Source organism: Leucobacter insecticola, from assembly GCF_011382965.1.
Lineage (GTDB): Bacteria > Actinomycetota > Actinomycetes > Actinomycetales > Microbacteriaceae > Leucobacter > Leucobacter insecticola.
The window spans coordinates 1,359,241-1,372,564 of record NZ_CP049934.1; the positions used below are offsets into that span (position 1 = coordinate 1,359,241).

12 protein-coding genes and 1 pseudogene are annotated in these 13,324 nt (G+C 62.3%); 10 read left to right on the forward strand and 3 right to left on the reverse strand.

What is annotated here, in order from left to right; translation table 11 throughout:
* Window positions 1-9 precede the first annotated feature (9 nt).
* The 4 genes from G7067_RS06220 (at window position 10) to G7067_RS06235 (ending at window position 3,392) form a co-directional block, all read left to right on the forward strand.
* Window positions 10-429 carry a DUF4190 domain-containing protein gene (locus G7067_RS06220; protein WP_166322812.1) on the forward strand — a complete coding sequence of 140 codons (420 nt, stop codon included), beginning with the start codon at window positions 10-12 and terminating at the stop codon, window positions 427-429.
* Between the two features lie 442 nt (window positions 430-871).
* Entirely contained in the window at window positions 872-2,482 is a 1,611-nt protein-coding gene (locus tag G7067_RS06225) for an HNH endonuclease signature motif containing protein (RefSeq protein ID WP_166322814.1), read from the forward strand.
* Window positions 2,483-2,565: 83 nt separating this feature from the next.
* On the forward strand, window positions 2,566-3,027 hold the full coding sequence (locus G7067_RS06230; RefSeq protein ID WP_166322816.1) for a YgdI/YgdR family lipoprotein: 462 nt from the start codon (window positions 2,566-2,568) through the stop codon (window positions 3,025-3,027).
* Between the two features lie 137 nt (window positions 3,028-3,164).
* Window positions 3,165-3,392: a hypothetical protein gene (locus tag G7067_RS06235; protein WP_205881212.1), complete on the forward strand. Its 228-nt coding sequence runs from the start codon at window positions 3,165-3,167 to the stop codon at window positions 3,390-3,392.
* A 64-nt stretch (window positions 3,393-3,456) separates the two neighbouring features.
* Here the strand turns inward: G7067_RS06235 and G7067_RS06240 are convergent, their stop codons facing one another.
* Window positions 3,457-4,665: an IS110 family RNA-guided transposase gene (locus tag G7067_RS06240; RefSeq protein WP_166325516.1), complete on the reverse strand. Its 1,209-nt coding sequence runs from the start codon at window positions 4,663-4,665 to the stop codon at window positions 3,457-3,459.
* A gap of 435 nt (window positions 4,666-5,100) precedes the next feature.
* Here G7067_RS06240 and G7067_RS06245 point away from each other — a divergent pair, with 435 nt between their 5' ends.
* Window positions 5,101-6,399, forward strand: a complete 1,299-nt coding sequence (locus tag G7067_RS06245; RefSeq protein ID WP_166325857.1) for a dicarboxylate/amino acid:cation symporter — start codon at window positions 5,101-5,103, stop codon at window positions 6,397-6,399.
* 53 nt (window positions 6,400-6,452) lie between these two features.
* On the opposite strand, the gene G7067_RS06250 is transcribed toward G7067_RS06245, so the two are convergent.
* Together G7067_RS06250 and G7067_RS06255 are read right to left on the reverse strand one after the other, a co-directional pair.
* Window positions 6,453-7,676 carry a THUMP-like domain-containing protein gene (locus G7067_RS06250; RefSeq protein WP_166322818.1) on the reverse strand — a complete coding sequence of 408 codons (1,224 nt, stop codon included), beginning with the start codon at window positions 7,674-7,676 and terminating at the stop codon, window positions 6,453-6,455.
* A 4-nt stretch (window positions 7,677-7,680) separates the two neighbouring features.
* Window positions 7,681-8,175, reverse strand: coding sequence for a DUF4190 domain-containing protein (locus G7067_RS06255; RefSeq protein ID WP_166322820.1), 495 nt, complete (start codon window positions 8,173-8,175; stop codon window positions 7,681-7,683).
* A gap of 197 nt (window positions 8,176-8,372) precedes the next feature.
* On the opposite strand from G7067_RS06255, the gene groES reads away from it, so the two are divergent.
* The 5 genes and pseudogenes from groES (at window position 8,373) to G7067_RS06280 (ending at window position 13,306) form a co-directional block, all read left to right on the forward strand.
* On the forward strand, window positions 8,373-8,669 hold the full coding sequence (gene groES, locus G7067_RS06260) for a co-chaperone GroES (protein ID WP_166322822.1): 297 nt from the start codon (window positions 8,373-8,375) through the stop codon (window positions 8,667-8,669).
* 96 nt (window positions 8,670-8,765) lie between these two features.
* The gene (gene rarD, locus G7067_RS06265) at window positions 8,766-9,689 is read left to right on the forward strand and encodes an EamA family transporter RarD (RefSeq protein ID WP_166322824.1); all 924 of its coding nucleotides are present in this window, start codon (window positions 8,766-8,768) and stop codon (window positions 9,687-9,689) included.
* A gap of 71 nt (window positions 9,690-9,760) precedes the next feature.
* A pseudogene (gene guaB, locus G7067_RS06270) lies at window positions 9,761-11,262 on the forward strand (IMP dehydrogenase).
* Between the two features lie 53 nt (window positions 11,263-11,315).
* The gene (locus G7067_RS06275; protein ID WP_166322826.1) at window positions 11,316-12,437 is read left to right on the forward strand and encodes a GuaB3 family IMP dehydrogenase-related protein; all 1,122 of its coding nucleotides are present in this window, start codon (window positions 11,316-11,318) and stop codon (window positions 12,435-12,437) included.
* Window positions 12,438-12,445: 8 nt separating this feature from the next.
* A complete protein-coding gene (locus tag G7067_RS06280) occupies window positions 12,446-13,306 on the forward strand; it encodes an SURF1 family cytochrome oxidase biogenesis protein (RefSeq protein ID WP_244301303.1) in 861 nt (286 codons plus the stop codon).
* The last annotated feature ends 18 nt before the right edge of the window (window positions 13,307-13,324 follow it).

Sequence of the window (13,324 nt, forward strand, 5' to 3'; positions counted from 1 at the left end):
CGAGGAGACATGATGTCTGAAAACCTGCCTGAAAACACACCGCCTGCGTACCCCGCTCCCGGTGCTCCCGCGGTGCCGCCTGCACCCGCTGCACCCGCAGCCCCGGCAGCCCCCGCAGCCCCGGCTTACAACGCGGCTCCGGGCTATGCCGGTGTTCCGGCTCAGCAGCCCAAGGGTCTTGCTCTCTCGTCACTCATCGTTGGGATCGCGAGTTTTGTGTTGTCCTTCATCGTGACCTTTATCGGGATTATCGGCGGAATTGTTGCCGTGGTCCTTGGTATCGTGGCGCTCAAGAAAGGGCAGGCAAAGGGGATGGCTATCACCGGCATCATCACCGGTGCGCTGGGGTTTGTGATCGGGACTATTCTCCTCATCATCGCGCTCGCCATTATTGGTGCGGCGCTGAATGACCCGACCTTCCTGCAGTAAGTTCAGCAGCTCCAGGACAGCATGAACTTGTCATAGCTACCTGATGCGAGGCCCCGGCACACTGTGTCGGGGCCTTTTCATCGTTACCTCTCTTCGTCGTCATTCTGCGTTCGTTTGCGAATCGCAGATTCCTCGCTGGATTACTGGCTCATCGCAAGCGAGGGTGTAGCCGCGGGTCTTCAGCGAGCTTACCTTTCACCGTCGACCTTGCCGTCAGGAACCGCAGGCTCGAAGGTGAAATGCGGGCTCGGTAAGAGCGAGGCCTAATCCCCCCTGCAGAGGTTGCATTTCATCGCCGAGGTTGCGGTAAGGAACTGCACTTTCGACGGTGAGATGCAACCTCGGCATTGGAAAGGTAACCTCGGCCCCTTGGCCCCAAAATATCGTTGATATTCCGCCAAATTCCCTAGAACAAATCTTCGAAACATGCGATAATAGAAGCATGGAATCACCGACGATCACCCTCACACCGCTCGCCCCCGGCGAGCGCGCAGGGAGCGCCGATTTTGGTGATTCAGGCGGCGTTGGTGTTGGCCGTTCTGCTGGTCTTGAGGCCGTGTTCGCTGCGGTCGCCGATCAACTCGACGGGGCACTCGCCCCGGGCGAGGTTCCTGGCCTGTCTGATGCTGAGATCGTGTCGGGTTTGATCGCGGTCGAATCGTTGCAGCGGAAGCTTGCCGCGCTGCAGCTCACGCTCGCCGCGGCCGCAGATGCCCGTAGCCGTGACCGGGTGCCTGATCTGGCGCTCGCGTCCGTGTACGGATGCAAGAACGCGGTCGAACTGTTGCAGCGCACCACGCTCGTGTCTGCCAGCACCGCAAGACAGCGGATCCGGGTCGGCCAGACCGTGGTACCACGGAACGGGTACAGCCTCGGCATGCTGCCACCCCAGCACCCGCATCTCGCTGCGGCCCTTGAAGACGGTGCTCTCGGTATCGAGTCTGCGGTATCGATCGCGGGGATGCTCGACCGGACGGGTAAACGCCCCGGGAGTTCCCCTGAAGCGCTCGATATTGCCGAGCGTGAACTCGTTACTGCCGCCACCGAGCCTGTGTTGCCGTTGCATGCGGATCAGACGCGGGTGCAGTGTGGGGTGTGGGAACAGTTCCTTGACCCCGATGGCACTCTGCCCGACGAAGAGGCCGCGTTCATGAGGCGGGGGTTCCGGTTCGGGAAAGAACGTGGCGGACTTGTGCCGGTGTCTGGGGCGTTGGTGCCGGAGGCTGCGGCGCTGCTTGCGAGACTGTTTGACAGTGTGAACTCGCCCAGGACCGCGATCAACGACAATTCGATCAACAGCACCGCTACCAACAACAGTGCCACGAATGGTGAGACAGGTTCGGGTAGTTCGGGTCATTCAGGTAGCTCGGTGCGGTTTGTCCCGGTCCCCGAAAGCATCGACACCGACACCGACAGTGATGCTGCGCCCACTGACACGGCTCGTACCCCGGATCAGAAACGTCACGACGCCCTCGCGATCCTCCTGCAAACCGCCGCCCGGCATCCCGAGACCCCGCTGTTGGGTGGTGCTCCGGTGACGGTGCTGGTGCAGGTCACCGACACGGACCTTGCCGCAGGCAGCACCCGCAACGACACCGGCACAGCGCGCAGTGCCCGGCTGCACGACCACAACGGTTTCCTTGTCCCCGTCTCGATGAGTGCCGCACGCCACGCGGCCTGCGCGGGAGCGACCCAGCGCATCACTCAAGACGCTCGTGGCAGGATACTGGGCCTTGAATCGCCGAGTCGGGTGTTTACGCCGCATCAGCGGCGCGCGATCACTCTCCGAGACGGTGGCTGCGTGATCCCGGGCTGTAATACTCCGGCATCGTGGTGCGAGATCCACCACGTCACCGAACACGCCCAGGGTGGGCCGACCCACACCGATAACGGGGTGCTGCTGTGCTGGTATCACCATCGCAGCCTCGATACCAGCGGCTGGCGGGTCCGCATGAGCGACGGCGTCCCAGAAATACGGGCACCGAGATGGCTGGATCCCGAGCAGCGGTGGCGACCTCACCATCCGCCCGGCAAACTCAAACTCGCGGCATAGTCCGCCTGGGCTACCAGTTGTTTCTTTCCCTATGACTTGCGTGTGTAACTTGGGAAAAGAAGCCGGTGAGAGGACACTCAAATATGGTGAAACGGTGGCTCGGGATGCTGTGCGCCTTCGGTCTTCTGCTGGGGCTCACGGGTTGTGCGAGTCAGCAGGTGGATCTGGTTGGTGAGTGGGTGTACGAGAACCCTTCAGGTGATGGTGCTGCACGAATCAGCATTCAGCGTGATGGCGCGTTTGCGATCAGTGGATGGCCAAACAACCTTCAAATCGGCGGAAGGGATAAGACACTAAGGGAGAATGACCTTAACTGGGAAGAACGACTGTCCTTTTCAGGCAAACTAGACGACACTGAAGCAAAGCTTTACTCGGTGGGTGTGGACTTTTGGGCTTCTAATGAAGAACAGCGGTTCTTTTTTCTTGGATATCCTGGCCGGGAATGTGACTATGTTGTATTTCAGTGTAAAGAGAAACTGTATTTCTATCTGGGTCCCCAAGATGAAGGTGTCAGTACCGCTTCGTTTTTTCGTGAAACTGAATGACATGGATGTCATGGCGTTTTTGGCGAGGCTTGACAGGCTTTGCAAGGCTGTGATGGTGTGACGTGCCGCGATCCCGAAGTGCTGATTTGCGGTGTGTCGTGGTCGCTGGTGTTGCGCGTATTGGGCGGAGCTTGGGTGTGCATCTGATTTTGGCGACGCAGAAGCCGGCTGGTGTGGTGAATGATCAGATTGAGGCGAACTCGACGTCGAAGATCGCACTCAAGATGGCGAGTGAGCAGGACTCGAACGAGTTGCTGAAGACCACGGATGCGGCGCATATTACGAACCCTGGCCGTGGCCATTTGAAGGTCGGTCAGAAGTGCAGAGAATCATCCTTCGCCCGCAAGATACCGGTCGCGCGGTGAGCACCTCGTTGTTGCAGCGGCAGAGAGGTGCCCGTTTTTTTTGGGGGTGCCCCTATGTTGTTTGTCAAGCGGCGAGGGCGGTTTCTGATTGGGTTCGTGGCTGGTAGAGGCTGCCGGTTCTGATCATTGCGTGGAGGACGTCGCAGCGGCGCCTCGCCAGTGCGATGAGTGCTTGGTTATGGCGTTTGCCTTGCGCGATCTTCCGGTCGTAGTAGGCCCGTGATTCGGGATCTCGGAGCGCTGCAAACGCGGAAAGAAACATTGCACGTTTCAGGACCTTGTTGCCGCGCTTTGAGGGGTGTTCGCCGCGGATCGAGGTGCCGGATCGGCGGGTGACGGGCGCGAGCCCGGCGTAAGACGCGAGGTGCCCGGCCGTGGGGAAATGTTTCCCGACGATCTCGGTGAGGAGTCTGGCTGCGGTCCTGACGCCGACTCCCGGCATACTCGTCAGGACCGGGTGAAGAGGGTGCGCTTCCACGATCTTCTCAACCTCGGACGCGATATCGGTGCGTTGCTGGCGGAGTTCGCTGAGTTGCTTCGCGAGCCGTGGCAGCACGATACTCGCGGCGTTCGTGCCGGTGACCGTCACGGTCTGTTGATCGAGGGCGTCGAAGATCTCCTGCGCCCATGCCCCGCCCTTGCGCGGGGCACGCTTGAGGAGCCTGGCCGCGACGCGCTTCTGCCCGGCTCGGCGCAACTCACCCGGTGATGGGTAACGCTGCAGCACATCGAGGATCGCGGGATGATCCAGACGCGGCCCGAGTACCCGTTCCAGGGTGGGATGGATCTGGGTGAGGAGACCTCGAACGCGGTTGGAGACTTGCGTGATTTGCGCGGCAAGATCATCATCGAAGCCACACAGCATCGAGAGTTCCGCGATCTGCTCATCGGCGACTTTGATCGATCGCAGAGTTGAGGGCATCGTGCGGGCGGTCTCCGCGATGATGAACGCGTCCCGTGCGTCGGTCTTCGCTTCACCGGGGTGGAGGTCAGCGACGCGGCGCATCGTGAGGCCGGGGAGATACCCGACGAGCACACCATGCGCTTGCGCGACGGCGACGGGGAGCGCCCCGATCGTGGCGGGCTGGTCAACGACCAGCAGAGCGGGGCCGTGCTCAGCGAGTTGATCTAGCACCGATATGATCTTGGCTTCGGTGTTCGGGAGCGGCTTGTCGTAGAGCTTCTTCCCGTCGCGGGTGAGCGCGACCGCGTGATGCTCGCTCTTGCCGACATCGAGGCCGATGAAGACCGCGACGTCGTCGTAGTGCTCAATGCTGTTCAAGGGGTGTTCCTCCGTCCTGCTTGTATGTGTTCGGCAGTCAGGTGGCGGTAGGCGTCGGCATCCACGTTACGAACGACCCTGCCCCGATATGCGCGGCTGTGGTCTTGCCCCTATCAGCGATCACCGACCGCCAGACCGGAGGTCGGTGACAACACCCCCAGATCATTGGTACGACAGGGGGCAACAATCATGCCGGCCCCGGCTGGCTGCCTCACTCCTCATCCTCGCGGATCAGGAGCTACGAACAAAGTAACGGGGGGCTGGTGAGCTGGCGGTGGGGGAGCGTGCATCGTTATCTGTTTTACATCGGCTACACCCTCAATTACGAAGAGCCCCTAAACTTGTGTTTTGTCTGTGCGCGACCCGCGGAAGTACGAGGGGGTCGTGTCCGAACCGGCATGCCGCCCTCACCCAATGAAGGATTACGTGGACCTGCTCCGTAAGTTTCCCCTGCTCGGCTGGATCATCGTCGCCATTGTGCTTGGTATTTTGCTCGGCCCAATTGTGCCTGTCTGGCTCGGCGGAGTGTTCCTGACCTACAACTCCATCTTTTCGGGCTTTCTGGGCTTTGCGGTTCCGCTGATCATCCTGGGCCTGGTGACGCCCGCGATCGCCGAGCTCGGCCGCGGTGCAGGCAAATGGTTAGGGCTGACTGCCGCGATTGCTTACGGGTCGACGTTGCTCGCCGGCTTGCTCGCCTACTGGGTTAGCATGTGGCTGTTTCGCGGCGCGATGGCGGGTGGCGAGCTCGGGTCGATCACCGAAGACGGTGGCTCAGGCTTTGCACCGTACTTTACGCTCGTGACGGCCGCAGGTGATTCGCCGACATCGATCGTGCTGAAACCGGTGATTGACGTAATGAGTGCGCTGGTGCTGGCGTTTGTAGTCGGGATCGGGCTTACGGCCTTTCGCAGCCGCGTTGTGTTTCGCGGTGCCGTTGAGTTTCGCACCATTATCGAGTCGCTGATTCGGCGTATCCTGGTGCCCGCGCTGCCACTGTTCATTTTCGGGATCTTCCTGGACCTGTCCGCGAGCGGGTCAGCGGTCACGGTGGTGTCGAAGTTCCTGCTCGTCGTCGTCGTGTCGTTCGCGTTGACGCTGGTCGTTCTGCTGATTCAGTACAGCATCGCCGGGGCGATGGCGCGTACGAACCCGTTGCGCGCGCTGTGGAACATGCGCGATGCATACTTCACGGCGCTCGGCACGTCGTCGTCGGCAGCGACGATTCCGGTGACGCTAGCGTCAACGAAGAAGAACGGGGTCAGTGACGCGGTTGCAGGGTTCGTGGTGCCGCTGTGCGCGACGATTCACCTGTCAGGCTCGATGGTCAAGATCACGGCGTTCTCGATCGCGGTACTTCTGCTCACAGGCGGCGACGTGTCCTTCGGTTCGTACTTCCCGTTCATCTTGATGCTTGGCATCATGATGATTGCCGCGCCGGGCGTGCCCGGTGGCGCGATTGCAGCCGCGGCCGGTCTTCTCGTGCAGATGCTCGGGTTTGGTGAGGCTGAGGTGGGCATCATGTTTGCTGCCTACATTGCCCTCGACAGTTTCGGCACCGCGACCAACGTGACTGGCGACGGTGCAATCGCGATGATCATGAATACGATCACTCGCGGACGCCTGGGTGACCAATCGCAAGACGAATCAGACGAGGTTGTTGAGCTCGCTGATGGCACGGTCGATCGTGGTCACTCGGCCGATACTGCTGCGCCGACGGCGTAGAGTCGACGCGGTGCTTGCTCAACCGCCAGTCTCTAGTCAGCCGGGAGCATGTCTCAGCACCGCTCCGCGAGTAGTGCCGTGTGGGCGTCTCCCACACGGGTGAGGAACAGCGTGGCGTGGTTCTCGCCCCGCAGCTTGAGTCGGGTGCGGAGCGCCGCCGGATCCACGTTGGCGCCGCGCTTCTTGATCTCCAGCGAGCCGATGCCGCGGTCAGAAAGGGCACGGCGCAGTTCCTTCTCCTTAGCTGGCAGCACCTCCAGGATCCGAAAGGCCTGTGCAAACGGGGTCCAGACGTGGCGATTCGAGGTCATGTAGGCGATGCCCTCGCTGAGCATCCCCGCATCGATTCGGCGCGCGAGTTCGCCGATGAGGCGCGCGCGGATCACCGCACCGTCAGGCTCGTAGAGGTACTCGCCCAGCGCTTGAACCTCGACGTCGGCTGTGTCGCCCGGCGCGGTGAGTTCAAAACTATCGCTTTCCCCACGCAACACCAACGCTGAGCGACGGATCCCCTCGCGAGCCGCAGCCCCAAACCACAGTCCCATTTCGACCACCTGGCCGTCGACCGACACCCACTGTGCCTCGGCGGAGTCTGGGATGAGTTCGCGGTCGAAGCCGGGGCCGAGCTTGATTCCGGTTGGCAGCAGCGAAGCAAAACCGAAGGCGAAGGTGAGAGAGGGGGAGTAGTCGTCGGGCGAAGTGACCCTCCGCGTGTCGCGGTGCCCGGCAGTGCGCCTGGCCGGATCGAGAAACACGCCGTCGGCATTGGCGGCCCCGAGTAACTCTGCGTCTCCCACGCGCACGGAGGGGGCGGGGAGTCCAGCCTGGCCCGACGCAACGCGCAAATTGTGTGCGGCAAAGCGCGCGGTGAGCGGATCGAGCTCGACGGGCAAGGGGGTGATCCCGGCCTCCAGCAGCGCGATCGATTCGGATCCTAGCCCGCAGCCGAGATCCGCGACCCGCGCACAACCGGCCGCGCGAAACCGCTCAGCGTGGTGCGCTGACACCCGAGCGCGGCTCGCCTGCTCGAGTCCGGCCTGCGTGAACAGGAGCTGCGAAGCCAGCGCGCCAAACTTCGCCGCGGCCTTATTTCGCAGTCCCACCTGGGTCAGGATCGCGGCGACCTCGTCTGGCGAAAGCTCTTGGCGGCGAAGCGCGGAGTTGAGCTCGGCCATTGAACGGCCCTCAATGCGCTGAGCGGAGGCCCACTCGAGTACAGTGAGCCCCCGCTCGGTGCTGAGCGCGTCCCAGCCGGGGAGGATCTGGGAGTTCGGCAATTCCCTAGTTGTAGTAGCCGTAGTCGCTGTAGCCGTTCATCAGACCGCCCAGGCTGCTGAACAACGTGACAACGAATCCGATCCACACGAAAAAGAAGACCGCGACGAAGACGAAGTAGGCGTAGCTGATGATGAGGCCCGTGAGCGCGATGCCGCGACCAGCGTCGCCCTTCTTCTTGATCTGGCTGAGGCCCATGTGACCGAACACGATGCCGGCGAGCGGTGCGATGAATGCGAGGATGATTGAGAGCAGCGCGAAGGTGTTGGTCTTGTCGAGCGTCGTCGCTGTTGAGGGCGCCGGATGGTTCGGCTGCGGGTACTGCGCTGCCTGTTGCGGATAGGCCTGTGGGGCCTGCTGGCCCGGGAAGCTCTGCTGGGGAGCGGCCTGCTGCGGAGCCGGCGTTTGTGGCGCAGGGTACTGCGGGGGAACGGGCTGCTGTGGGGGTTGGGCGTAGACATTTACTCTTCTTTCAGATATGCGATCCGGCGTAATCTCCATTCTATGGGTGGCAGGCCTCCCGCCAGGGAAATGCCCTGTGCAACCGGAGGAAGATTGTGGCGTTCGCTCTTGGCGATCCGATGCCTAGGAGTTGGCACTCCCCTTGCGAGAGTGCCAACTTGAGCCGTAGACTCTTGGGTAGCGCGTTCGCAGTGGGCGGGCGTGAGATCCACTTCGCAATTGGAAAGAGGTCAACTGTGTCGGTCGCTATTAAGCCGCTCGAAGATCGTATCGTTATCAAGCAGGTCGAGGCAGAGCAGACCACCGCATCCGGTCTGGTCATTCCCGAGAGCGCCAAGGAGAAGCCCCAGGAGGGCGAGGTCGTCGCTGTGGGACCCGGTCGCGTGTCTGACAACGGAACCCGCATTCCCCTCGACGTTGAGGTCGGTAACCTTGTGATCTACTCGAAGTTCGGCGGTACTGAGGTCAAGGTCGGTGGCGAAGATTACCTCGTGCTTTCGGCTCGCGACATTCTCGCAATCGTCGAGCGCTAAAGCCTCAGACAGCGTTCTGGTGGGGCCGTGGATCTTCGGATCTGCGGCCCCACGGCGTATCTACGGAGATCTCAGAGGCGTGACTAAACTAACTTGGTGAGAAAATTTCGCGCGGGACTAGGGTACGGGCTCTCCGCCTATCTCCTGTGGGGCGCATTCCCCGCCTATTTCGGCCTCATCTCTATGGTGAGCGCGCTCGAGGTGGTGCCCTGGCGGGTCACCGCGACCCTCGTATTCAGCGCGGTTCTTGTGACCATCACGGGTCGTTGGTCCCAGGTGGCCGCGATCCTGCGAAAGCCCCGACTCTTGGGCTGGTTCGCGCTGTCATCGCTGCTTCTGTACGCAAACTGGCAGATCTTCGTGATCGGGGTGATGACCGGGCACGTCATTGAGACCTCGCTCGGCTACTTCATTAACCCGCTTTTCACCATTCTCATTGGTGTGGTGGTGCGGAAAGAGAGCCTTTCACGGCTGCAGTGGATGGCTGTCGGCATTGCCGCCGTTGGAGTCTTGACGGTCGCGATTGCGTATGGTGCGTTCCCCTGGATTTCGATCGGCCTTGCGCTCACCTTTGGTGTCTACGGCGCCGTGCACAAGCACGTTGGAGAGACGATTGATGGGCTGACGGGGCTGACCGTTGAGACCTTGATCTCTGTGCCGGTCGGTATCGTCCAGATGATCATTATCGCGACCACGGCAGGGCTCACCGCCCACACCTTCGGGCCCGGGATCCTGCTTCTCGTCTTAGGAAGCGGTGTTGTCACGGCGATCCCGCTCATTCTTTTCGGTGAGTCGGCGCGGCGTCTGCCCCTGTCCTACATCGGCTTCATCCAGTTCTTGACACCGATTCTCGGGTTCCTGTACGGCTATTTTGTGCTGCACGAAGAAGTGTCACTCGGGCGCTGGATCGGCTTTATCACGGTGTGGATCGCGCTGGTGCTGCTGATCGTTGACATGATTCTTCAGCTGCGACGTTCGCCCGGAGCACAGCTTTCAACTGGGCCGATTCCCTTAGACTGATCTGCACGGGGAGCGCGATCCGCACCCTCCTTTATAGGCACACCCTCCCATCTTTAACCAAGCGAGGACTCATGGAACAGCGCGACCCATTCGGATTTACCGGACTCACCTACGACGATGTGCTGCTCTTGCCCGCACACACCGACGTCATTCCGAGTGAAGCCGACACGTCGACGCAGCTCACGCGCCGCATCCGCCTGAGCATCCCGCTCATCTCCGCCGCGATGGACACGGTGACTGAGACGCGAATGGCGGTCGCGATGGCGCGCAACGGCGGCCTCGGGATCCTGCACCGCAATCTTTCGATCCAGGATCAGGCGGAAATGGTCGACCGGGTGAAGCGTTCAGAAGCCGGCATGATTACGAATCCCGTAACCACCACCATTGATGCGACTGTGGCCGAGGTCGATGCGCTCTGCGGTGAATACCGCGTCTCCGGGCTGCCCGTGGTCGACTCGGCCGGTGTGCTCCTCGGGATCATCACGAACCGCGACATGCGCTTCATCGATCCGAAGGATCGCGCGCAGGTGCGGGTGGCAGATGCCATGACCAAGATGCCGCTGATTACCGCACGGACCGGCATCTCACGCGATGACGCCTGGCAGATCTTCGCCACGCACAAGATCGAAAAGCTCCCGCTCGTCGACGGTGAGGGGCGCCTGACCGGGCTCATCACAGTCAAGGACTTCGACAAAGAAGAACAGTACCCGGATTCCACGAAGGACGACTCCGGCCGGCTCCGCGTTGGTGCTGCCGTTGGTTTCTTCGGCGACGCTTGGAAGCGCGCGAGCTCGCTGCTTGAGGCCGGTGTTGACGTGTTGGTGGTTGACACCGCGAACGGTGACAGCAAGGGTGTGCTCGACATCATCGCGAAGATTAAGGGTGACCCCGCGTTCGCGGCCGTCGACGTGATCGGCGGGAACGTCGCCACCTACGCTGGCGCCAAAGCCATTGTTGATGCCGGTGCGGACGCAATCAAGGTCGGTGTTGGTCCAGGATCCATCTGCACCACTCGGGTGATCGCTGGCGTTGGAGTTCCGCAGGTGACCGCCGTCTACGAGGCGGCGCGTGCTGCGACACCGGCCGGGGTGCCGGTGATCGCAGATGGCGGCTTGCAGCACTCGGGCGATATTGCGAAGGCGCTCGTCGCGGGTGCTTCTTCGGTGATGATGGGCTCACTGCTCGCAGGCACCGATGAGAGCCCCGGGGACCTCGTGTTCGTGGGCGGGAAGCAGTTCAAGAATTACCGCGGCATGGGTTCGCTTGGTGCCTTGCAGACGCGGGGGAGCGCACCTCGTATTCGAAGGATCGCTACTTCCAGGCCGATGTGCCGAGCGACGAGAAGCTGATCCCCGAGGGCATCGAAGGTCAGGTGCCGTATCGCGGCCCGCTTGGGGCAGTTGCGCACCAGATGATCGGCGGGCTGCGGCAGTCGATGTTCTACGTCGGTGCGCGCACGGTGACTGAGCTGAAGGAACGCGGGCAGTTCGTGCGCATCACCTCGGCCGGACTCAAAGAGTCACACCCGCACGACGTGCAGATGGTCGTGGAAGCCCCGAACTACAGGCGGTAGGGCCGAAGATTGGCTACTCAGACAGTGTCATACCGAATAGATAGACTGGGCTAGTGAGCAACCAGATCGAAATTGGCCGCGGCAAGCGTGCGAGACGCGTATACACCTTCGACGAAATCGGGATTGTGCCGACGCGGCGCACACGCGATCCCGAGCTTGTCTCGACCGCCTGGTCGATTGACGCGTTCCAATTTGAGATCCCCGTGCTCGGAGCACCTATGGACTCGGTGATGTCGCCCGCGAAGGCGATCGAGCTTGGGCGGCTTGGGGGCCTCGGGGTTATGAATCTCGAGGGACTGTGGACGCGCCACACGGATCCCGAACCCCTGCTCGCCGAGCTCTCGACGATCACTGACGAGGTCGCAGCCGTGAAACGGATGCGCGAACTGTATGCGGCTCCGATCCAGCCCGAACTGATTCGTGCGCGCCTCGGTGAGATCCGCGACGCCGGAGTGACCGTTGCCGGCGCCCTGTCACCGCACCGCACCGCGGAGTTCACCGAGACGGTGGTGAACGCCGGTGTCGATCTATTCGTGATCCGCGGCAACACGGTGTCGGCGGAGCACGTCGCGAAAGAGGGACGCGAGCCCCTCAACCTGAAGCAGTTCATCTACGAGCTGGATGTACCCGTGATCGTCGGGGGAGCAGCGACATATCAGTCGGCGCTCCACCTCATGCGCACGGGGGCCGCGGGCGTGCTTGTCGGCTTCGGTGGCGGTGCTTCCTCAACGACCCGCGCGACGCTTGGCATCAGGGCACCAATGGCGAGCGCGATCGCCGATGTGGCGGGCGCACGTTCCGACTACCTTGACGAGTCGGGCGGACGTTACGTGCATGTGATCGCAGACGGCGGCCTCGGCACCTCTGGTGACCTCATCAAGGCGATGGCGTGCGGCGCCGATGCGGTCATGCTCGGCACGGCCCTCGCCCGGGCCTCAGACGCGCCCGGCAAGGGCTGGCACTGGGGTCAGGAAGCGCACCACGAGGATCTGCCGCGCGGGCGCCGGATCGCGGTCGATGCGGTGGCTCCTCTCTCTGAGATCGTGAATGGCCCGGCGCACGTCGCTGACGGCAGTGCCAACCTGATGGGTGCGCTGAAGCGCGCCATGGCGACGACCGGCTATTCGGAGCTCAAGAGTTTCCAGCGCATCGATATCGTTCACGCCGAACGCTAGTCGCGCCTGTGGAACAGTCGCGAAAGCCCGAGTATTTGGGTGACCCCACGCTTGGCCAGGTCATGCGGCGGCCACGCTGGGTTCTCGCGTTCCTGCTTGCCATGCTCGTCGCGGCGGCATTCGCCTGGCTGGGGCAGTGGCAGATGAGTAACGCGATTCGCTCCAGCTCGGATCCGGTGGTGGATACCGAAGCGATACAGCCGCTGTCAGAGGTGGCCGACACCGGGATTGGTGTGACGGAAGCCGGTGCTGGCGTCGTGGTGAGGGTCCGCGGGTCCTTCGTGCCGGGAGACTCGCGGCTGCTCTCCCCGAGGCAAAACGGCGGAGAGACCGGCACCTGGGTCGTCGGGCGCTTCGTGACGGAGGCTCCGGAGGGTGAACCCGGATCCAACCTCGCCGTGGCGATTGCGTGGGCGCCGGATGCGGCGGCGGCGCAGCGCGCGCTCGAAGAGTTCGACCGCGATCCTGAATTTGTATCCTCGCGCCTGCTTGAGGGCCGGTATATGCCGGCCGAGGCGGCGCAGGTTCCGCGCGAGGACGAGGACCCGCAGACGCTGAAGAGCATGCTGCCCGCGCACCTTGCAAACCTGTGGACGGACGTTGACTCTCCGGTCTATGCGGGATACCTGGTGATGCACTCACAAGCGGGGGGAACGGAACTGCTCTTGGGGCTCGATCCGATCGACTCGGTGGCGCCCACACCCCCGGAGAAGGTGAGCTGGCTAAACGTCTTCTACGCGGTTGAGTGGGTCGTGTTTGCCGGCTTCGCCGTGTTCTTCTGGTTCCGTCTCGCGCGTGACGCATGGGAAAAGGAACACGAACTCAAACTGCTGTCTCAGGCTGAACCCGAACCCAGCGACCCCCACTAGCGACGCAATAGAATGGAC